Source organism: Terriglobales bacterium (assembly GCA_035764005.1).
Lineage (GTDB): Bacteria > Acidobacteriota > Terriglobia > Terriglobales > Acidobacteriaceae > Gp1-AA112.
This window is the reverse complement of the sequence record DASTZZ010000055.1, coordinates 126,222-146,270: the sequence shown is the minus strand read 5'-3', so window position 1 is coordinate 146,270 and position 20,049 is coordinate 126,222. Positions and strand designations below refer to the sequence as shown.

Annotated in this window: 16 protein-coding genes; 3 read left to right on the top strand and 13 right to left on the bottom strand. The window is 56.6% G+C overall.

What is annotated here, in order from left to right; translation table 11 throughout:
* Positions 1–2: 2 nt before the first annotated feature.
* Positions 3–629 (bottom strand): (2Fe-2S)-binding protein, encoded by a 627-nt coding sequence (locus VFU50_08690; GenBank protein ID HEU5232923.1) that lies wholly within the window; start codon positions 627–629, stop codon positions 3–5.
* 1,142 nt (positions 630–1,771) lie between these two features.
* Here VFU50_08690 and VFU50_08685 point away from each other — a divergent pair.
* The 3 genes from VFU50_08685 (at position 1,772) to fsa (ending at position 5,835) form a co-directional block, all read left to right on the top strand.
* The gene (locus VFU50_08685; protein HEU5232922.1) at positions 1,772–4,204 is read left to right on the top strand and encodes an ABC transporter permease; all 2,433 of its coding nucleotides are present in this window, start codon (positions 1,772–1,774) and stop codon (positions 4,202–4,204) included.
* 94 nt (positions 4,205–4,298) lie between these two features.
* Positions 4,299–5,147 carry a fumarylacetoacetate hydrolase family protein gene (locus tag VFU50_08680; GenBank protein ID HEU5232921.1) on the top strand — a complete coding sequence of 283 codons (849 nt, stop codon included), beginning with the start codon at positions 4,299–4,301 and terminating at the stop codon, positions 5,145–5,147.
* A gap of 19 nt (positions 5,148–5,166) precedes the next feature.
* The gene (gene fsa, locus VFU50_08675; GenBank protein ID HEU5232920.1) at positions 5,167–5,835 is read left to right on the top strand and encodes a fructose-6-phosphate aldolase; all 669 of its coding nucleotides are present in this window, start codon (positions 5,167–5,169) and stop codon (positions 5,833–5,835) included.
* A 738-nt stretch (positions 5,836–6,573) separates the two neighbouring features.
* Here the strand turns inward: fsa and VFU50_08670 are convergent.
* From VFU50_08670 to VFU50_08615, 12 genes are all read right to left on the bottom strand, one after another.
* Complete coding sequence (locus VFU50_08670; GenBank protein ID HEU5232919.1) at positions 6,574–9,090, bottom strand: ATP-dependent DNA helicase RecG; 2,517 nt, start codon at positions 9,088–9,090, stop codon at positions 6,574–6,576.
* 61 nt (positions 9,091–9,151) lie between these two features.
* A complete protein-coding gene (locus VFU50_08665) occupies positions 9,152–10,588 on the bottom strand; it encodes an NCS1 family nucleobase:cation symporter-1 (GenBank protein ID HEU5232918.1) in 1,437 nt (478 codons plus the stop codon).
* Positions 10,589–10,782: 194 nt separating this feature from the next.
* The gene (locus VFU50_08660; protein ID HEU5232917.1) at positions 10,783–12,096 is read right to left on the bottom strand and encodes an aspartate aminotransferase family protein; all 1,314 of its coding nucleotides are present in this window, start codon (positions 12,094–12,096) and stop codon (positions 10,783–10,785) included.
* Positions 12,097–12,230: 134 nt separating this feature from the next.
* A complete protein-coding gene (locus VFU50_08655; GenBank protein HEU5232916.1) occupies positions 12,231–13,130 on the bottom strand; it encodes a nitrilase-related carbon-nitrogen hydrolase in 900 nt (299 codons plus the stop codon).
* Positions 13,131–13,389: 259 nt separating this feature from the next.
* A complete protein-coding gene (locus VFU50_08650; protein ID HEU5232915.1) occupies positions 13,390–13,734 on the bottom strand; it encodes a hypothetical protein in 345 nt (114 codons plus the stop codon).
* Between the two features lie 122 nt (positions 13,735–13,856).
* Positions 13,857–14,684, bottom strand: coding sequence for an FRG domain-containing protein (locus VFU50_08645; GenBank protein ID HEU5232914.1), 828 nt, complete (start codon positions 14,682–14,684; stop codon positions 13,857–13,859).
* Positions 14,685–14,885: 201 nt separating this feature from the next.
* Positions 14,886–15,632, bottom strand: coding sequence for a hypothetical protein (locus tag VFU50_08640; protein ID HEU5232913.1), 747 nt, complete (start codon positions 15,630–15,632; stop codon positions 14,886–14,888).
* Positions 15,633–15,883: 251 nt separating this feature from the next.
* Positions 15,884–16,822, bottom strand: a complete 939-nt coding sequence (locus VFU50_08635) for a serine hydrolase (GenBank protein ID HEU5232912.1) — start codon at positions 16,820–16,822, stop codon at positions 15,884–15,886.
* A 3-nt stretch (positions 16,823–16,825) separates the two neighbouring features.
* Positions 16,826–17,818: a gluconeogenesis factor YvcK family protein gene (locus tag VFU50_08630; GenBank protein ID HEU5232911.1), complete on the bottom strand. Its 993-nt coding sequence runs from the start codon at positions 17,816–17,818 to the stop codon at positions 16,826–16,828.
* 381 nt (positions 17,819–18,199) lie between these two features.
* Positions 18,200–18,739 (bottom strand): hypothetical protein, encoded by a 540-nt coding sequence (locus VFU50_08625; GenBank protein ID HEU5232910.1) that lies wholly within the window; start codon positions 18,737–18,739, stop codon positions 18,200–18,202.
* Between the two features lie 403 nt (positions 18,740–19,142).
* The gene (locus VFU50_08620; protein HEU5232909.1) at positions 19,143–19,589 is read right to left on the bottom strand and encodes a CYCXC family (seleno)protein; all 447 of its coding nucleotides are present in this window, start codon (positions 19,587–19,589) and stop codon (positions 19,143–19,145) included.
* Positions 19,590–19,628: 39 nt separating this feature from the next.
* A complete protein-coding gene (locus VFU50_08615; GenBank protein HEU5232908.1) occupies positions 19,629–20,003 on the bottom strand; it encodes a hypothetical protein in 375 nt (124 codons plus the stop codon).
* Positions 20,004–20,049 lie beyond the last annotated feature (46 nt).

The window sequence follows — 20,049 nt, the reverse complement described above, 5'->3', positions numbered from 1 at the left end:
GGCTATGCGCCTCCTTTCTGCTGACCGCCGCCCGAGAGTTGTGCAACAGCGCCTTTGATCCCCGCGTAAGTTCCGCACCGACAGAAGTTGCCGCCGAGCCCGCGATGGAGATCTTCTTTCGTGGCGTTCGGATGCTTATCAAGGAAGGCTTTGGTCGCCATCACAAATCCCGGAGTGCAGAAGCCGCATTGTTGCGCGTCGTTATCGACGAACGCGGCCGACACTGGATGCAGCTTGCCTTCAGGCGCGAGTCCGTCGGTAGTGACGATCTGCTTGCCTTGCGCATCAATGGCCAGCACCGAACAGGCGTAGACGGCCTTGTTGTCCATCATCACCGTACAGGCGCCGCAGAGGCCGCGATCGCAGACCCGCTTCGGTCCGGTGACCTCGAACTTCTCGCGCAGAGCGTCGAGCAAGGTAACACGCGGTTCCAAATTGGCACTGAGGCGCCTGCCGTTGACGTTCAGCGTGACTGGAGTTTTGCCGGGGCCATAGACGTGAACTTCCTGACCTTCAACTTCCAGGACGGTAGGACCAAGGACCAGCGGAGCAGAGGTGGTTAGAGCGGAGATCTTCAGGAAACTGCGTCGAGAAATTCCTGGACCTTTGACATCTTCCTGATCACTCATCCTCGTTATCTCCTTCGTGAGTGTTCCAGAAGCAACCCGAAATGGTAACGCATGGGCTGAGTTGCTGCAGGGCGGTTTTCAGGGAATGAACGCGCCCTTGTTACAGGACCGACCCTACAGGACCGACGCGCGCCCTCGCGCGGGTGTACAGAACCGTCGCCGGTAGGCGATGGGGCAGACGCGGTTTGTGCGTCTGCGCGAACCATGATGCAATGCAGCTCCTCGAAATGTCGGCGCTGGGGCTTGGTCGCCCAGCACCGCCCCAGCGGCTACCACCACCCCAACAGACGCAAAGTCGGCGTCCGGTGGGGACCCCGGTACCGCCGCCGGTTCTGTTGCGCATCAATTTACCTGCGTTTGCTCAACAAATCTTCTCGTTCAAATCTGCAGCTATCTCTTCCTTACTCAGCAACATGCGGGAAAAGTTTGACTCTATTCCAACCCTGCTCACGAGGATGCGTAACCCTGACTTTTCCACAGGGTTACCCAGAGATTTCCTCAGGGTTACGCTGCTCTCGCAGGGTTGAGCATGCGAATGCGATGGGTTGAGAGAAGTTCGTTTCAGACGCTGCTGCCGGCAGCAGTGCCGCCCATGCAAAAGTCTCATCCAATCCCATAAAATCTCATCCCATCTCATCAAATATCTCGTCACGGAGGATGAGATATCCCATCCCGATCTCATGTGGATCTCACCGAGGTCCGATGAGATCTCATTCGCGAACACCGCACTTTCGGTTAAAGAAGGGCCAAGCGACGCAAGGGTGCCGATGTCGGCTCTCGGGTATACGACTTTGTTGGACACGACGGCGCGCAGCACTCCTTCCCCTACTTCCGTGCTATGACGAAACCGGGGGAAAGTCAAGCGAAAAAAATCGCACATGTAATCCCGTAATGGGAACGACTGCGATTCGTTGCTCTGCGCAAGTTCCGTTATTGGGAATAACAGCCCCGAGTCGCAAGCTGTGACCGATGCCGCCCTTTCAGGGCTCGTCCGCGGATGGTTTCTAACCCAGGGCTCACGCCGCTGGGCTCCGCTTCTTTCGGCCCTTCAGGCCTGGCGTTTACGGATAGCATGTCCTCTTATTTATTCTGCATGGTCCGAGGGCAGGAACGTTCCTTGAGTGAGTCATAATGTCAGGCCTATGAGAGTTCTCACCTGGTTCACTCAAGACCTGCGATACGGACTGCGAGGGTTGCGCAAAGAGATGAGCTTTGCGGCGCTGGCCGTCCTCGCACTTGCTCTGGGTATCGGGGCGAGCACGGTCATTTTCAGCGTGATCGACAACGTCCTGATCGAGCCATTCCCATACCGGGCTCCGGATCAGCTTACAAAATTCTTTGTCCACGATCCGGCACATCCGGAACAGGCAGGGCGCGCCGAGTTCTCAGTGCCCGAGTACACGGCGATCAAAGAGCAGAATCATGTCTTCGAGGATCTGATCGCGAGCACCGGATTGGACGTGCTTTATACCGATAAGGAAGGCACCAAACAATTTCGTGGAATCGCTACGACCACCAACACTTTCGACTTCCTCGGCATAAAGCCAATCCTCGGCCGGACGATGATCGCAGATGATGGCCGCGATGGCGCGCCTTCCGTTGCACTGATGAGCTACCGCGCATGGCAGCGGGAATTCAGCGGCGACCCGAGCGTCGTTGGAAGAGTTCTGACTTTGAATGCAACACCGACCGCAGTGATCGGAATCATGCCACCCCGGTTTCTGTTTTCCGACGGGGATTTCTGGCTGCCGCTGAAGTTCGCGCGCTTCGACAAGGACGCGCAAGGTCGAATCTACACGCTTGGTCGTATTAAGCAGGGCGTCACTCGGGAGACAGTCGCGCGTGATCTTGAGGCCATTGAGAGGCCGCTGGCGAAAGACTATCCGCAACTCTTCCCGGCGCACTTCACCATTACGACCGCCACGTTGGCCGATCGTATCGTCGGCCAGTACCGCGGCATGCTCTACATGCTGTTGGGGGCAGTAACCATGCTGCTGCTGATTGCGTGCAGCAACGTTGCCAATCTTTTGCTCGCTCGAACCACTGCGCGGGAGCGAGAGATTGCAATTCGCGCGTCAATGGGCGCGAGCCGCACCCGGATTGTGGCGCAGCTCATGGTCGAGAGTTTTATCCTCGCCGCACTCGGATGTGCTGCAGGATGGCTGTTTGCTTATGGCGGAATCAAGGGCGTGATTGCCGCAGTGCCGCCGTATCTGCTTCCTTCTGAAGCCGTTGTAACACTGAATGTTCGCGTGCTGTTGTTTGCTCTCGCCATCACGGCGCTCACGACGATTCTATGCGGATTGGCTCCCGCTCTGCATTCCGTGCGCGGCGGATTGCACACTCATCTGAAGAGTTCCGGAACGGGAAGTGGCGCGGGATCGAGTCACAGCCGATGGCGCTCGAGCCTGGCTGTCGCACAGGTTGCGATGACGATTGTCCTGATGGTCGGCGCAGGATTGATGATGCGCAGTCTGTTTGCCGTTTATCATATCGACCTCGGGTTTGCTCCCGATCACATCCTCAGCGTGCGCACTCCGCTGCCGGTCGGCAGTGAGCATAGCGCCGAAAAGAAAAAAATTTTCTTCCGCCAGATTCTCGCCCGGATTAGTGCTCTACCCGGTGTGGTGTCTGCCACGGAAACCACTACGATTCCGCCATTCGGCGGCCTGCGCACAGCATTCACCGTACCGGGCAAGGCTATTCCGCAGAACCAGTGGGGCTACTTCCAACTCTGCACCGAGGGCTATTTTCGGACAGTAGGCATTCGCTTGCGAAGCGGACGTCTACTTTCGGAGAACGATATTGAAGCGGGCCGCCACGTGGCCGTGGTAAATCAAACTCTGGCAAAGGATTTTTTTGCTGACCAGGACCCAGTTGGCAAATCAATTAAGTTCAGCCTTCTCGACATTGCCGACCAGTCGCTTAAAGACACGTACTTCGAAATCATCGGCACGGTTGCGGACCTGAAGAATGTTGGGTTGGAAGGTACCCAGCCTGAGGCGTTCCTGCCCTACACAATTACCGGGGCATTTGGGCGTGGGATTCTGGTTCGCACTGCGGTGGAACCGATGTCGTTGCTGGACAGCGTTCGCCGCGAAATCTGGTCGGTCGATCGCGGGGTGGCTCTAGTGATGCCAGGTACCGTCGAGAGGTATCTGAATGAGTGGGGTTATTCGCGGCCGCGGTTTGACTTCATTTTATTCGGGCTATTTGCGACCATCGGTTTGATATTGGCTGCGATCGGCATCTTCAGCGTGCTTGCTTATTCCGTAACCCTGCAAACCCGCGAAATTGGAATTCGCATGGCGCTCGGCGCACAACAGGGCGCGGTGTTGAGAATGGTCGTTAAGAAAGGTCTGGCTTTGATCGCGATCGGAATCGTAATTGGGGAAATTGCCAGCCTGACTTTGACCCGATTCGTTCGCAGTGAACTCTGGTACGTTTCACCTCGCGATCCGGCGACCTTTGGTGCGGTGCTCGTGGTACTCATCATAGTTGGGATCGGCGCGTGCATTCTTCCGGCACATCGTGCAACGCAAGTAGATCCTCTCGTCGCTTTGCGGCACGAATGATGGCGGTTATGGAGGCGTAATGCCTGTCCTCAGGAGGCACCCTCGCTCAAGTTGTGCTGTTTTGTTTTTTCTCCCCAACCCTTAAGCTGTAAGGATGCGCTACTGCAAATTCCCCAGCTCTGACGGCCCGCAGTACGGGGAAGTTGAGGTTCAGAACGGCGAGTATGTAATTACTCGCCGCATTCCTCCGCCGGAAGAAGAGCACGCCTGCTTGTTTCACGAAGCCGAGATGCAGCCGACTCCACTTAGCGAAGCCCATCTGCTGCCGCCGGTGAATCCATCGAAGATCGTTTGCGTGGGTCGCAATTATCGCGAGCACGCCAAGGAACTTGGCAACGAAGTTCCTGCGGACATTCTGATCTTCCTCAAGCCGCCTTCGTCGCTGCTTGCTCCGGAAGGCAAGATCGTGATGCCCAAGATGTCGCAGCGCGTGGACTATGAAGGCGAGCTGGCGGTCGTGATTGGCAAGAAATGCCGCCATGCCACTGAGAACGAAGCGTTATCGTTTGTGCGCGGATACACCTGCGCCAATGATGTTACCGCGCGCGATCTGCAAAAGAGTGATGGTCAGTGGACGCGCGGCAAGGGCTTTGATACCTTCTGTCCGGTTGGTCCCTTTGTCAGTGATGAGGTTCGCCCGGAGGCTCTCGATCTGCAAACGCGTGTAAACGGCGAAGTGCGCCAAAAAGGGAACACGCGCGACTTCATCTTCTCTCTGCCCTCAGTGATCCGCTACATCAGCAGCGTGATGACGCTGCTTCCCGGCGATCTCATTCTCACTGGAACTCCGGCTGGGGTCGGACCGCTGAAAGCCGACGATCGCGTCGAGGTGAGCATCTCCGGCCTGGGGACACTCACCAATTTCACTGTGACCGAAGGGCAGTGGACATCATCTGAAATAAGAGAGATGGTCACGCAGCCGCAAGTATTTAGAGGACAATAGAGGTGAGGACAAAAGAGCCATGAAATTCTTCCTTGATACCGCAAACGTGAAAGAAATCCGCGAAGGACAGGCGATGGGAGTGCTCGACGGAGTCACCACCAATCCTTCGCTCGTGGCGAAAGAAGGCAAGCCGTTCAAGGAAACGGTAATCGAAATCTGCAATATCGTGAATGGGCCGGTGAGCGTTGAGGTCACAGCCACCGATCTCGAAGGCATGCTGGAGCAGGGGCGCGCCTACGCGAAATGGCATCGCAATGCGATCGTGAAGCTGCCCACAACGATTGAAGGCGTAAAGGGCTGCAAGACGCTCAGCAGCGAAGGCATAAAGATCAACATGACGCTCTGCTTCTCGCCAACCCAGGCGCTACTGGTCGCAAAAGCCGGAGCTAGCTATGTGAGTCCGTTCGTCGGTCGACTCGACGACATTAGCACCAATGGCATGACGCTGGTGCGCGAGATCGTGCAGATTTACAAGAACTACGGTTATACAACGCAGGTGCTGGCCGCATCGCTGCGTCATCCCATGCACGTGGTCGAAGCGGCGCTCGCCGGAGCGCATGTGGGGACCATGCCGTTCAAGGTGCTGGAAATGATGTTCCACCATCCGCTGACGGACGTCGGCCTGGAGAAGTTCGCGAAAGATTGGGAGAAGGCGAACCTGAAGGATTTGCAAAAGGCGATGGGGTAAAAGCGCTGCCGTCCATAGGGCGGACAATCGCGTTATCTTAACTGGTTGTTGTCTTCTAGAGTCTAGCCCGAAGGGCGGAATATCTTAGCCCGCGCGCGTGAGAGGCTGTTACGAAGCTCTAGAGCAGTTTCAGGGTTTGCTGTGTTCTAAAACTAAAACACAAGATGTTTCCGACTCCGGTCTCTGCACCTCAAGAACGAAAAGCGCGTTCCTGGGTATCCCGCACCTTCCGTATCCACCCCTCCGAGGATCAAAGGCAAACGCAAGGTCCTTCGCCTGCGTCGCTTCGCTCCTTGGCTCAGGAGTAGATGAAAATAGCATTCGTGAACTAAATAAAGCTTTGTCATGCTGAGGCGAATGCCGAAGCACCTTGCGGTTGGGGTTGGTTTTGCAAGAGCCAAAAGCAACGCAACTGCAACGCTCGGTGGTTCCCGCAATCACCCCAGCAACCCGCAAACATCGGCGCTTGCTGGAAACCCCGACGAAAACGCGCGGGAACTCAACATCACAGATTCTGCTTCTCGTACACACTAACTCTGAAACAGGCAATAAAATCGAGCCATATGTTGTGTTTCCCAGGATGGGAAACACGAGGCGTTGTGGTTTTGGAATGCAAAATTCGAGTTTCGTAACAGCCTCTCACGCGCGTGGGCTAGAACATTCCGCCCTTCGGGCTGGACGCTCGAGAACATGACACTACTGTTTCTTATCAGCGAGTTTGTTCACCTTCTCACAACATTATCCAACTTCAACGAGTCCATAACGTCTCTGCCAGTGAGTTTTCAGGTGGCTCATCACGGTGTTGAGTTCCGTTTTGGAAATCTTGCCGACTTCGCCTGTGACAATGCGGTGAGCTTCGGCTCGGGCGAGTTCGAGCAGCTTGCGATCACGGATTAAGTTGGCGACGCGGAAGCTTGGAGCGCCTGCTTGCTTGGTGCCGAAGAACTCTCCAGGTCCACGCAGTTCGAGATCGAGTTCGGCGATCTCGAATCCGTCTTGCGTCTTTACCATCGCTTCCAGGCGGCGTTCACCTTCGGGAGAAATCTTGCCGCCGGTCATGAGCACGCAGTAAGACTTGTGCGCGCCGCGTCCGATGCGTCCGCGAAGTTGGTGGAGCTGCGAGAGTCCGAAGCGCTCGGCATGTTCGATGACCATCACCGTGGCGTTGGGCACATCGACGCCGACTTCAATCACTGTGGTCGCGACCAGCACGTCAATTTCTCCGCGTTGGAAGCGGGCCATGACGATTTCTTTTTCATCTGACGAGAGGCGGCCATGGAGCAAGCCGACGCGCAGGTCAGCGAATATCTTCTTGCGCAGCTCCTCGTACATCGCAGTCGCAGATTTCAGGTTCAGCCTCCGGTCGGAGCGGGACTTCTTCGGAGGTGGAGCGATGCCGGCGAGAGATGCTTGTCTTGGGCGTTGCGCAGCTTGCCGGCCTTCGCGGCGAAGAACCCGGCCGGGGGCGGCCGCCGGTCCTTTTAGTTCATTTCGTCCTAATTCGGCTTCGCGCACGTCGAACGGAACGTCGTCTTCGTCGGCTGCGCTCTCGATTACTGGATAGACGACGTACGTCTGCCGTCCTTGCGCTGCTTGCTTGCGGACAAAATCCCAAACGTCGGGCGCACGATCGTCGGTTACGCGGCGTGTCACGATCGGAGAGCGTCCGGGTGGCAGCTCGTCGAGAATGCTCGAATCGAGATCGCCGTAGAGAGTGAGGGCGAGAGTGCGCGGGATCGGGGTGGCAGTCATCACCAGAACGTCGGGCTCAGTCGGATCGGGTGATCGGGTGACCTTCACCCCAGCAGCCGCAACACCGGCGCCTGCTGGGGACCCCGGGATCGGGTCATCGGGTGATGTAAAACCCGAAGCAACGCCATTGGTGCTGCTCTTTGATTGCTTTGAGGCTTGACTCTGGGCAGTCCTATCAGACACCCGGCCGGGGGCGGCCGGCTCCACGTCGGTTGGTTTGCGCATTAGGCGCCAGCGCTGGAGGACTCCGAAGCGGTGCTGCTCATCGACTACGATGAGTCCCAATTTGGAAAACTCGACCTTCTCTTCGATCAGCGCGTGCGTGCCGATCACGAGTTGCGCGTTGCCTTGAGCTATGTGGCGGCGAGTTGATCGCTTGCGGTCTTCTTCGAGTGAGCCGGTGAGGAGCACTACTCGGTAGCCATGCGGTTCGAGCAGCTTGCGCGCGGAAAGATAGTGCTGCGTCGCGAGAATTTCCGTGGGCGCCATGAGCGCGGCTTGATATCCGTTCTCGATGGCGATCATGGCTGCTTCGAGGGCGACGAGGGTTTTTCCCGATCCCACATCTCCTTGCAGCAGGCGGCGCATCGGAACCGGCGTTTGCATGTCGGCGGCGATCTCTCCCAGAACTTTCTTCTGCGCTGCCGTTGGGCGGAACGGAAGAAATCGCTTGATGGCTTCGCGCACGCACTCGTTTAGCTCGAAGCTGATCCCGGTGCGTCGCCGGAAGTTGCGGCGTTTGAGTTCCAGGCCGACTTCGAGAAAAAACAGTTCCTCGAAGATGAGGCGTCGATGCGCGGGTGTGCTGCGGTTCTCGAGCGCGGCGAAGCTCTCTCCTACAGGAGGGAAGTGGGCTTGCTCGAATGCCTGACGGCGGCTGATGAGATTCATCTCATCGCGGACTGCGGCCGGGATACCGTCGGGAATCTCCTGCGAGAGTTCTTTCAGTACACGATGCATGGTGTTGCGAAACCAGCGCGAATTCAGCTTGCCGATCGCTTCGTAAACGGGAACAATCCGACCGATTTCGACTGAGTTCTCCAGTCGCTCGGTCAGCAGGTCTTCGGGATCGTCTTCGCTGACTCCGAGTACTTCCACCTGTGGCTGCATAAGCTGCAGCCGCGCTTTCGCGTATCGGCCCCAGCCTTCTTCGACTTTGCCGTAGAGCGCGAGCATCTGACCGGCTTTGAATCTGTCCTTCATGTACGCGCCGTGAAACCAGGTGCAGACGATGGTCTTCATTGCCTGACCGACGACGAGTTCAAAAATGGGAATGCCATTCTTGGTCCGGTACAGGTGGAAAGAGCGCACCTCGGCGATGATGCTGGCCATCTCGCCGGGCTTGAGTTCGGCGAGGGATTTAGGATTGGCGCGATCTTCGTAACGGAAAGGGAGGTAGTAGAGGAGATCCTCGACCGTGTAGATGCCCTTTTCGTTGAGAATGGCGGACACACGCGGGCCGATGCCCTTCACGTACTGGATTGGCGTGTGCAGTTCTAGCATGCGGAAAAGCTATTTAAACACGGAGGACACGGAGGACACGGAGGCTTCAAATCGAAGTTGTTCAGCCGCGCTTGGTTTGTGTCTCCATTAGCAGCAGATACGTTATAAACGCTACGGCGAAGCCTACGAACCAGGAATAGTCGTACAGGAATCGCACAGACGGGATCACGAGGCCGATCAGAGCTATGCCGGTTCCGATCGCGAGCGCGGCAATCGCTTTCCAATTGAAACCTGCCGCGTACTCATATTCCGAGCCGCGCAGATAGAGGCCGTTTACGGCGAGAACTTTGCGGCGAATGAGGAAGTAGTCGCAGATCATGATTCCTGCAACGGGACCGAGTACGGCGGCGTATCCGCCGAGCCATCCGAAGATGAAGGTGCGGTGATTCGCCAGCAGCTTCCACGGCATCATGGCGATGCCCATGAAGCAGGTGATCAGGCCGCCGAGCTTGAACGAGATTTTCTTTGGCCAAAGATTGGAGAAGTCATTCGCCGGTGAGACTACGTTCGCGCCGATGTTCACGTTGAGTGTGGCAAGCAAGATCGCCAGCAGCGAGATGACGACCGCAACAGGCGAATGGAATCGGCTCAGCAGTTGGACCGGATCCCAGATTGCCGAGCCATAGATGACGACTGTCGCGGAAGTGACTGCGACGCCGATGAACGAATACAGCGTCATTGTCGTGGGCAGAGCGACGGCCTGGCCGATGATCTGTCCGCGCTGATCGCGGGCGAAACGCGTGAAGTCCGGAATGTTCAGTGAGACTGTGGCCCAGAATCCGACTGTGCCGTTCAGGGCTGGGATCAGGAACTTAAGAAATTCTGAGCTGTTTTGGAACTTCGATGGCGCGGAGAGCATCGGGCCGAATCCGCCGGCCGATGTGTATGCCCATCCCAGTAGGAGTAAGCCGACGCCGAGCAGGATCGGCGCGCTCATGCCTTGCAGAAAGCGGATGTACTCGATGCCTTTGAGGACCACAATGAGATTGATCGCCCAGAAGATCATGAAACAGATCGCCACGCCATGCGTGTTCTTCGACCATGCCGGCCAGAGTGTCGCAAGAAGGGTGTTGATCGCCTCGCCGCCGATCCAGCTTTGAATTCCAAACCATCCGCAGGCGACCAGCGCTCTCAGCACGGCTGCAACATTCGCGCCCAGCAGTCCGAACGATGCGCGAGCGAGTACCGGAAAGGGAATTCCATATTTGGCGCCGGGATGAGAGTTGAGCAGCATCGGCGCCAGCACGATGGTGTTGCCGAGAAACACGGTAAGCACCGCCTGCTTCCAGTCCATGCCGCCCTGGATAAGGCTTGCGGCAAGCATGTAGGTGAGGATGTTCACCGACATCGAGACCCACAGCGCGGCGTAGTTGTAGGTGGACCACGTTCTCCCCGCAGGCTCGACCGGAGCGAGGTCGCGGTTGTAGAGCGGGCTGGTTTCGATGCTGGTTGCGCGGCTTTGCTGTGGGGTCGTGGCCATGACTTTCAGGTTTGTCATTCCGAACCGCATGCTTCTCGCGGTGAGGAATCCCTATCAACTTCTATGATGTTTGCTCGTGCAACTGTTCCCAGTTCTCACAAGTGATGTTCCACAAAACTGCCGGGGCTTCCGATCGAATTAACAGCTCTTAGTTCGTAGGGATTCCTCACCGCCAAAACGCGGCGGTTCGGAATGACAACAACACACTGGAGCTACCGGGCTGCCGCAGCCGCCGGCTCTCTGACTGCGCTCAGCGCTTCGTCCATGATACGGATCGCTTCGTCGACGTCGCTCTTGGCAATGTTCAACGGCGGCGACATGCGGATCACGTTTGCGTAGAGTCCGCCTTTGCCGACGAGCAGGCCGCGCTTGCGGCACTCTTCCATGAACTGCGTTGTTTCCTGCGGCGCGACTTCTTTGGTTTTTCGGTCTTTGACGAATTCGAGCGCCTGCATCAGACCCATGCCGCGCACGTCGCCGATTAGGTCGTGCTTGTCTTTGAGTGCTTCGAGACCTTGGCGGAAGTAGTTGCCGACCACTTCGGCGTTATCCATCAGCCGATCTTCTTCAATCAGATCGATGGTGGCTTTGGCTGCGACGCTCACGACGGGATTGCCGCCGAAGGTTGAAATCTGCAGGCCTTTGAAGCTGGCTGCGATGTCTGGTTTCGTAGCGGTGAGTCCGACGGGCATGCCGTTGGCCATGCCTTTCGCTGAGGTAATGATGTCGGGATACACCTCCCACTGCTCGATGCCGAACCATTTCTTGCCCGTGCGTCCCCAGGCGGTTTGAACTTCGTCGGCGATGAAGAGACCGCCATATTGCTTCACGATGTTGAAGACGATCTTGAAGTACTCCTTGGGCGGCGTGATGAATCCGCCGACGCCCTGGATCGGTTCGGCGATGAAGGCAGCTATCTGACCTGAGGTGGTCGTCTGGATTACGGCCTCAACGTCCTTCGCGCATTCGACGCCGCACTCCGTCGGCTTCATGCCGAACGGACAGCGATAACAGTAAGGATTCAGCGCGTGAACAATTCCATGCGCTCCACTGGGAAGCGACTTGCGCCAGGTGCCGTGTCCGGTGAGGGATTGCGCGAGTTGAGAGCGTCCACTGTAGCCGTGGCGGAGCGCAACCACCTCGTAATTACCGGTGTGAATGCGCGCGAGTTGGATCGCAGTTTCATTCGCTTCTGTTCCACTGTTCGTGAAGAAGCTCTGCGAAATTTCGCCGGGCGTAATCTGCGCGATCTTTTCCGCGAGCGCGACGATGGCCTCATTTGGGAACAGCGTCGAGGCGTGCGTGATCTTATCGATTTGCGCTTTGACCTTCGAGGTGACTCGCGGGTTGGTGTGCCCGACAGAGATGGTGACGATGCCGCCGAAGAAGTCGAGGTACTTCTTGCCTTCGACGTCCCACAGGTACTGCATGCTGGCATGATCGGTGACTAGCGGATCGGTGAAGTAGGTGGAGATCGATGGAAATAAATATTGCTTATGTTTGCGGATGATTTCGTCTTTGGTCATGGAAAAACCTCGGCAGTCAGCAATCAGCATTCAGCGATCAGCAAAGGCGCGGTCGTTGAAATTCGACGTTTATTAGAGCTTGGTTTTGCTGAGTGCTGAATGCTGAGTGCTGATTGCTGATTCTGAGTGCCTTCTTATCCCTTTCCTGCTGTCGCGCTCTTACCTGCCTGCGAGACCAGCGGCTCGTATGAATCTGGACGACGGTCGCGGAAGAACTGCCAGGTCTTGCGCACTTCGGCGATCATATCGAGATCGAGATCGGCGACTACGACTTCGTCTTTATCTCTGCTGGCCTGCGCGATGATCTTCCCTCGTGGGTTGCAGAAGTAGCTCTTTCCGTAAAACTCGCCAATTGCCCACGGCTTCTCGACACCCACCCGATTGATGGCTCCGACGAAGTAGCCGTTGGCAACTGCATGCGCTGGCTGTTCCAGTTCCCACAGATACTCGGAGAGGCCGGCGACAGTGGCTGACGGATTGAATACGATTTCTGCGCCATTCAGCCCGAGAATGCGCGCGCCTTCGGGGAAGTGGCGGTCGTAGCAGATGTACACGCCCACTTTCGCGTAGCGCGTCTGAAAGACCGGATACCCAGTGTCCCCCGGCGTGAAGTAGAACTTTTCCCAGAATCCCGGCGCCACCTGCGGAATGTGGTGCTTGCGATACTTGCCGAGGAAGCGTCCGTCGGCATCGATGACTGACGCGGTATTGAAGTAGAGGCCAGTCATCTCCTCCTCGTACACGGGCACCACGATCACCATCTTGTGCTTGGCCGCGATCTTTTGCATGAGCTTCGTGGTTGGGCCGTCAGGCACGGGCTCGGTCATCTCATACCATTTCTGATTTTGCTCGGCGCAGAAGTACGGACCGTAGAAGAGCTCCTGCAGGCAGAGAATCTGGACCTTCTGCTTGGCCGCCTGCTCGATCAGCTTCAGATGCTTGTCGATCATGGCTTTCTTGATTTGCACCAGGCTGTGCTCGGGGCCAAGAGGATTGTGGGCCTGAATCAGGCCGCAGCGGACAGTTCGCGACATTACCTACCTCGGGTTCGGAATGCTTCGTGACTATAACGCAAAACCGCTTATTTCTCACCACGCAGACGCGAAGCGCTCTTCTGTCATTCCGAAGCGCGATTTTGGCGCTGAGGAATCCCTATCGTTTATCACGAAGTTTGTTCGAGCTGTGGTCCTAAAGGTTTTGCGGGTTGTCCTTCCGCTGGAGATTAGCGTTGTCGAAGTCGATAGGGATTCCTCACCGCCAACAGAGGGCGGTTCGGAATGACAGGAACTAAGACTACGCTGCTTCTGGATTTATGCGCAGGAACGAAGGCGTCGCGATGGGACCTAGGGTCGCCGTGATCTCCGAGAGGATGTTCATGAGCTCCGATGCCAGTTCACGAGCGAAGTCGCGAGTGAAATCTCTGGAGGTGGCATCCACATACGACTTCTGTGCGGCCAGTAGTTTGCCGCGAATCGCCGGCGGAAGGAAGGTGTCGTTTTCGAGAAGGGGGACCAGGTGCTGTTCGTGCGCGATTTTGAGCGCACGTTCAGGCGGCACCAGGTCGCTGGTAAGTAGCTGGGCAGCTTCGAACAGGTGCTCTGCCGCAAATGCAAGGGTTATCGCCGAATCCCACTCCACGTGGCGCGCTCAACTTCTTTATAGATTTCCTGACTGGTACTGAATGTTAGATGCAGAGCTTTGCCTGAAGCTGATGCTCAGATGGTGCTGTGGAGCAACAAAATCGCTGAAATTCCGGGAACTCAGCTTTTGCGCCGCTTCACGGGCCACTCACCCAGCAGTTCACGTGAGAGTCCCTCGAGATCGGGGAAGATCGTCGTTTCTGAAACGCCGCAGGTGCGAAGGTCGTTGAGGATGGGGTTCACGCACTCTTTTGCGATGATCACTCGAAACAGAACACCTGGATTCCGCGCCGCAACAGTAATGAGCCCATTTTGGTCCTTGCCATGAATTGTGAATCGGCTTCGCTGAACGGCGAGCCTGCGCGAGACATGGATCGGATCGACGGCAATCGGCAGCTCTGGTTTGAGTTCATCGCGCGGCGATTCAGGCAAATATCCTGCCGCCTGCGGCTCATTGCTCAAGACGACGGAGTCGGTTTTGCAAACGATTTGATTCAGCAGCACCGGATTTAACACCCACACCGCCGGAGGCGCCTTCTCGGGGAGCGGCTTTCGCAACGCGAAGTACAGCGCGATTAACGCGCTGTCTGTCCAATCGAGCAGACGCGTCGGCGCGTTGTTATGCCTCATCAGGAAGTACCACTCCCATTCATCCTGCGGCTCGCGCTCGGAGAGCATGAGGATACCGCGCCGGCGAAACTCGCGGCGGATCTCCCACTCGTCGGAATTTTCGTATCGGAAAACGCTGGGAATAGGATCGTGCTCGCGGTCGGCGCCACGAAACCAGAGCTCCGGACGCCGTGCTTGGCGTGTCGGCAGATGTTCGCGGATGTGGAACACTGCCGCGAGATAGTCGATCAACGAATCAGCCTGATGTTCTTCGATCTGGGCTCGGACCGGCTGCTCCCGCGTCGTCTCCACTACACCGAATTCGGGTTTAGGTGCCACTGGGTTGTGAGATGCAGGATTGTGCACGTGCGGAAACGGAACGCGGGGCTACACGAAGGTCACCAGCACAATTGAGCGGCGCAGTCAAAAGATTGTGAAAAAATTTAGCGAGGATTTCAGGTACTTACGAGAGCACGAATAACAGATTCTGGTCGATTATTCGCCGACGTTTTGCATGAGCGTTCGTGGGCCGAAATTAGCCTACCTCGGAGATGGCTCCGGCTCCAGCCTCGGTTTCTCCAGGTGAGTCGGCCCTTGCCGAGGTACATACTCTGCCTTCTCTTGAGTCATTCTCTGTCGATCGAGGGTGAGCGAACGCTGGAGAACCATTTCTACCGGTGTTCCGGCTGGATAGTTGATCTCATTGCCGCGGGTGAAGAGCACTTCTGCCAGACCAACCGCTCCGCCGATTCCGCCTCCCACCAGAGCACCCTTGCCACCGCGCGCAAGCGCGCCAATGATGGCGCCCTCGGCAGCAGGGCCCGCGATTGTGCCGGTATCTTTCCCTTTGGTCCCATCGGCCTGGACGCTGCCCTCTTTGTTGACCACTTTCCCATTGTCGGCTCCAGGGACGTTATCGACAGAGCCAGGTACGGAAACCGTGTAGCCGTTCGGGAAGATCAGCGTAGTGAAGTGAAAGAGAACTTCGGCACGTCCTTTAATGCGGCCGGAGCGCTTCACGTTATCGATCACGCCTTGTACATACGTGCCCGGCGGGATCGCCATGGTGTTATTGATGCTCACCGGAAAGTCGGTCTCCAGGTACACGCCGTCGCCGGGCTTCGCACTTTTCGTATTGACGCCGCTCTTGAGCCGCATCAGCAACTTTGTTCCAGCCGGAACCGTCAGGGTTTGAGCCGCTGTGTCGGAACTGGTTGTTGTCGAATCAGAAGTCTGCGCGAAAGCCGCTGAGCTGAGCAGGAGAACGGAAGCAACAAAGAAGCGCATAGGAACCGCCTGAAGTTAGGATGCGATCAGCGCGTGAATATCATACGCCGCGTGTAACGACAGCACCGCCGCCGATAGGCGGGGTCCCCCGGCAAGCGCCGCTGTTGCGCTTACTGCAGTGCTACGCGGTGGCGCAACCGAAGTGTGTGCGGCTACGTCTCTCCATAGTGCTCGCAATATCGTCGCGCTCGGAGTTCGCCATTCGGCGACCTCCGACCCGCCGGCTACCGCCGGCGGTTCTGTTAACCCGCTTACGGCGCGGAAGTTGTGCTGGGGATTTCTTTGGCTAGTCCTTGCGGCGACCATGCGTCCATGATGTCCTTGGCGATGTGAGCGACCAGAAGCTCAGCGGCGTTGTCGTTGTTCCAGCTCTTGTCTTCGTTGTCGTAGGTGAAGGCCGAAATGATGATCGGACCATTTTTCGAGTAGACGACGGCAACATCGTTTCGCACGGCGTCGAGTGAGCCGGTCTTGTTGGCAATCAGCGAGAGACCTTCGGAGGTGTCGGAGGTCTCGATGTAATGCGGCACGAGATTGCGATACTGCTGGTTGCGCAGCATGTACAGCATGGCGTCGCACAGCTTCTGATCGTGCAGATCGCAGCGGACAATGCTCTCCATCACCTTTGCCATTTCGCGCGCAGTCGTTTTTCCCAATCCGAACTTCTTCTGGTCGGGCGGCATTGGGCCGGAAGCGGGCTTGTAAACCTTCTTGTAGAGATACGTGTCCTTCAGCCCCATTTTCGTGATGTTGTCATTGACGTTCTTAATGCCGACCTGATCGATCACGAGATTCGTCGCCGTATTGTCACTCTCGATAATCATGAACGTGAGCGCGTCTTTCAGCGTGATAACGAGCGGCGTGTCGAAGAACTGCAGGATGCCGGAGCCCTGAACGATATCGTCTTTGTGCAGCGTCACTTTGTCCGCCAGCGAATGCTTGCCGGTTTTCACCTGCTGCATGGCTTCGACCAAAACGGTGAGTTTGATCACCGAAGCCGTTGCGACTGGAGTATCGGCATCGATGGCAACCGTCTCTCCCGTTTTGAGATTGGTGGCATACAAGGCCAGTTTGCCGTGATGCTGCGCGGCCAGCGCTTCGATCTTAGACTGGAGGGCATTGTCTGTAGCTGCAAAGGAAAGTGTTGCAAGTAAGAAGAGCGCAGTGAACAAGAGCGGTGATTTTTTCATCGGTTAAGAATTCTTAGTCCTTGCGGCGAGTTTGAGCAACTCGGCTGCAACACGATCCGTAGCGTGTCGCACCATATCGCCTTCGGCAACGAAGTTGCCGGTCACACACCGTACTCCCAGAGCTTCGATGGCATCGCGATCTACCACAATCCGACTGGCGCCTTCGAGTGCGTACTTCGCCTGCAGGGATTCACTGATCGGAGCCGTATTCACGACCGCATAGTCAAAGATCGGCGCGCCGGCATGTTCGTAGAGCTTGCGAATGTGATCGGCGGCTGTGAGCCCGAGGCTCTCGTTGGCCTGCGTCATCAGATTGCAGACATACACCTTGATCGCACGCGATGCTGCGATGGCCTCGGGAATTCCGTGTACTAGCAGGTTTGGCGCGAGGCTCGTGAATAACGATCCCGGCCCAATCGTGATCAGATCCGCTTTCGAGATTGCTTCCAGAGTCTCCGGTAATGGTTCTGCGTTCTCCGGCACCATGCGGAGGCGCACAATGCGCAGATGGCTGCGGGTGATGTTGGTTTCTCCAAAGACGATCGAATCATCGTCCATCCGTGCTTCAAGCTGAACATTGCTGACGGTCGAGGGAAAAATGGTTCCACGCGTCGCCAGGATCTTAGACGATTCACGCACTGCCTCGGCAAAGTCGCCGGTGACAGCCGTGAGTGCAGTAACGAAAAGATTTCCGAAGTTGTGTCCCTCGAGTCCTTCTCCAGTTTCAAAACGGTACTGGAAGATACGCGAGAGCAGCGCCTCGTCTTCCGAGAGGGCAACGAGGCAGTTGCGGATATCACCCGGGGGAAGGATGTTGAATTCTTTGCGCAGGCGTCCGCTGGAGCCACCATCATCGGTGACGGTGACCACCGCAGTGAGGTCGCCAATCGGCGGCAAGTCGGGCGAGCCTGACTTTGGCTTCTCAATTCCGGGAGTATGCGGAGCATAGCGCTTCAATCCGCGCAGCAGTGTGGAGAGCCCAGTTCCGCCGCCCATTGCCACAACACGCAATGGACGCGAACGCGAATCCGAGCGTCGCTCCCCGCGCTCGGCAGGTTCAGCCACGCTCGATCCGCCATGTTTGGAAAGCCCTGGCAGCGCCACGGTGAAATCTTAACCCAGGCAGACATGGAGACAGGGACGAGAAAAGCAATTTGAACACGAAAGGCACGAAGGACACAGAGGAGGAGAGAACTTGTGGGCTCAGTCTATCGAGTGGCTGGGCTTAGTGAATTGAGTGTCGAAGAGATTGCGCTCGAACCGATTCGCGGGTGAACACTAAAGAAGCTCGCCGGGCGAACGAGACCATCCTTCGTCTCCTTCGTGTCCTCCGTGTTCAATTGCTTTGTCTTTCGCTGTTTCCAGAAAGGCAGGGCTCTAGCTACCCGGCTCGGGAGGAACTTCGGGATACAGAAGTTCCGTGAAACGAGGATCATCCGCCATGTTCTTGAAGTCGGGATCGTTTCTTGCCTGGAAGCGGTTTGAGGCATTCAGCTTGATGGCTTCGTTCAGATTTCGCAGGCAGTCCTCGGAACGATTGGTGAGGCAGTCCAGCAGTGCGAGGCCGTAATAAGCGAAGTCGGCCTTGGCATTTTGCTTGAGGATCTTCTCCATGTGGCTGCGTGCATCGTCATAGGAGCCGCCGTTCATGAGAGAAACGGCGTAGTCGTAGTGCTCGCCCGCAGTTTTAAACGATGCAGTGCCGCGTTCAAGTTGCTGGTTGCAGGTGTTGAGGTGAACACGCGCGCGGTCGGCAAGCTCGCGGCTTGGACCGGCGACCACCTTCTCCAGCAGGCCTTTGGCCTTATCGAATTTGCGCTCCTGCAGAGCTTTCAGGCCGGCCTCGTAATTTTGCACAGCCTGTGTAAATTTCGGGTCAGGTGGCGGAGCGGCTTTTGCTGCGGACGACTTCTGCATCTGAAGAACGTGGCCGGATTGTCGGCCAACCGGCTTTTCTGTCTTGGATTTAGATCCGGAACTCTTCGATTTTTCTGTCACCCTGAATCCTATCCGGCGCTTCGGTCACTCAGTCCCAGGTACACACAATCGTCTGCGGGCTGTGGAAATCCTCAACGCTGGTGACACAACTTCGATTCGGTTACGCCGAGGTATCCGGTACAAACTCGCTTTTATACGCGGAACATGCAGGGTACGTCAAATGCTAGGCATTCGGCAATCAGCAGTCGGCACTCGGCTCATTCCGGAAGACCTGAGCAGCACTTCCCCAGAGAGGCTGTCTATTGTTGTTGGTGTTTGGAAGTGTCGAGGACTTGAGCACTGTGATTTGGCTGAGTGCCGAATGCCAAGTGCCGACTGCCTCTTACGCAAGCGGTCCATTCAGCGAATTCAGATCAATGCTCTTGTACTCGCCCTTGATGATGCCTTCGCGAATCTGCTTCGCCGTCTTGCCTTTCTTGGTCATCTGGTACGCGTAGAAGGCTTCCTGCATGCAGGTTGAGCAGTGCGAACCATGGTCGCCTTCGAAGCAGTTATGCAGGCTCTGGTGTCCGGCGGAGCGGTCGCAGAAGCAGTAGCAGGGAAGCTGGTATAGAACTCGCGGAACCTTCGCGGCGGCTTCGTAGGCGCGGCGCTGGAAGCCGTACTTCAGGTTCATCTGGTCGAGTTCCGCAGACGAAGCGATTGGTGCGAGCTTCTCTCCTTTCGCCGGAGGGGTTTTATGGTATGCCGGAACTTCGTTTTCCATAAATTGAGCTGAGCTGGCAATGGCGAAAAGAGCGATGACTGCAAGCGGAAGAATTCTTTTCATTTTGTGATGACCTGAAGTTTGGGAGCCGAAGCTCGCCGATTACTTATAAATGCTGTACTGCGACTGCGGTTTGTTCATCTTGATCGTGATCTGCTGTTCGGGCTGGTTGATATCAAAGTCGTCTCCGTACGTCTGCAGTCCGGGTGCAATGGCCTGAATTCGCAGCTTGCCGTAGGGAATGCCGTCCATGGAGGCTTTTCCGTCCGGATCGGTTTTCAACTCCATCCCCGATTTGGATTGCTTGCCGTCTTTGTTTACCGGATGGAGCACGACACTGGCATTGCGCACAGGCTTGCCGTTGTAGCTGTGGATGACCACGAACTCGAGATGTGAATACTTGTCTTCGGCAAAGGTTGCGATCGATGCGAAGGCGAGGAGAGCGAGAAAAATCCAGCGGAGGCGAATCCGCGTCATAGCCGGACCTCAGAAAGAAAGTCTCGCAATATTGTAAGCGGGATGC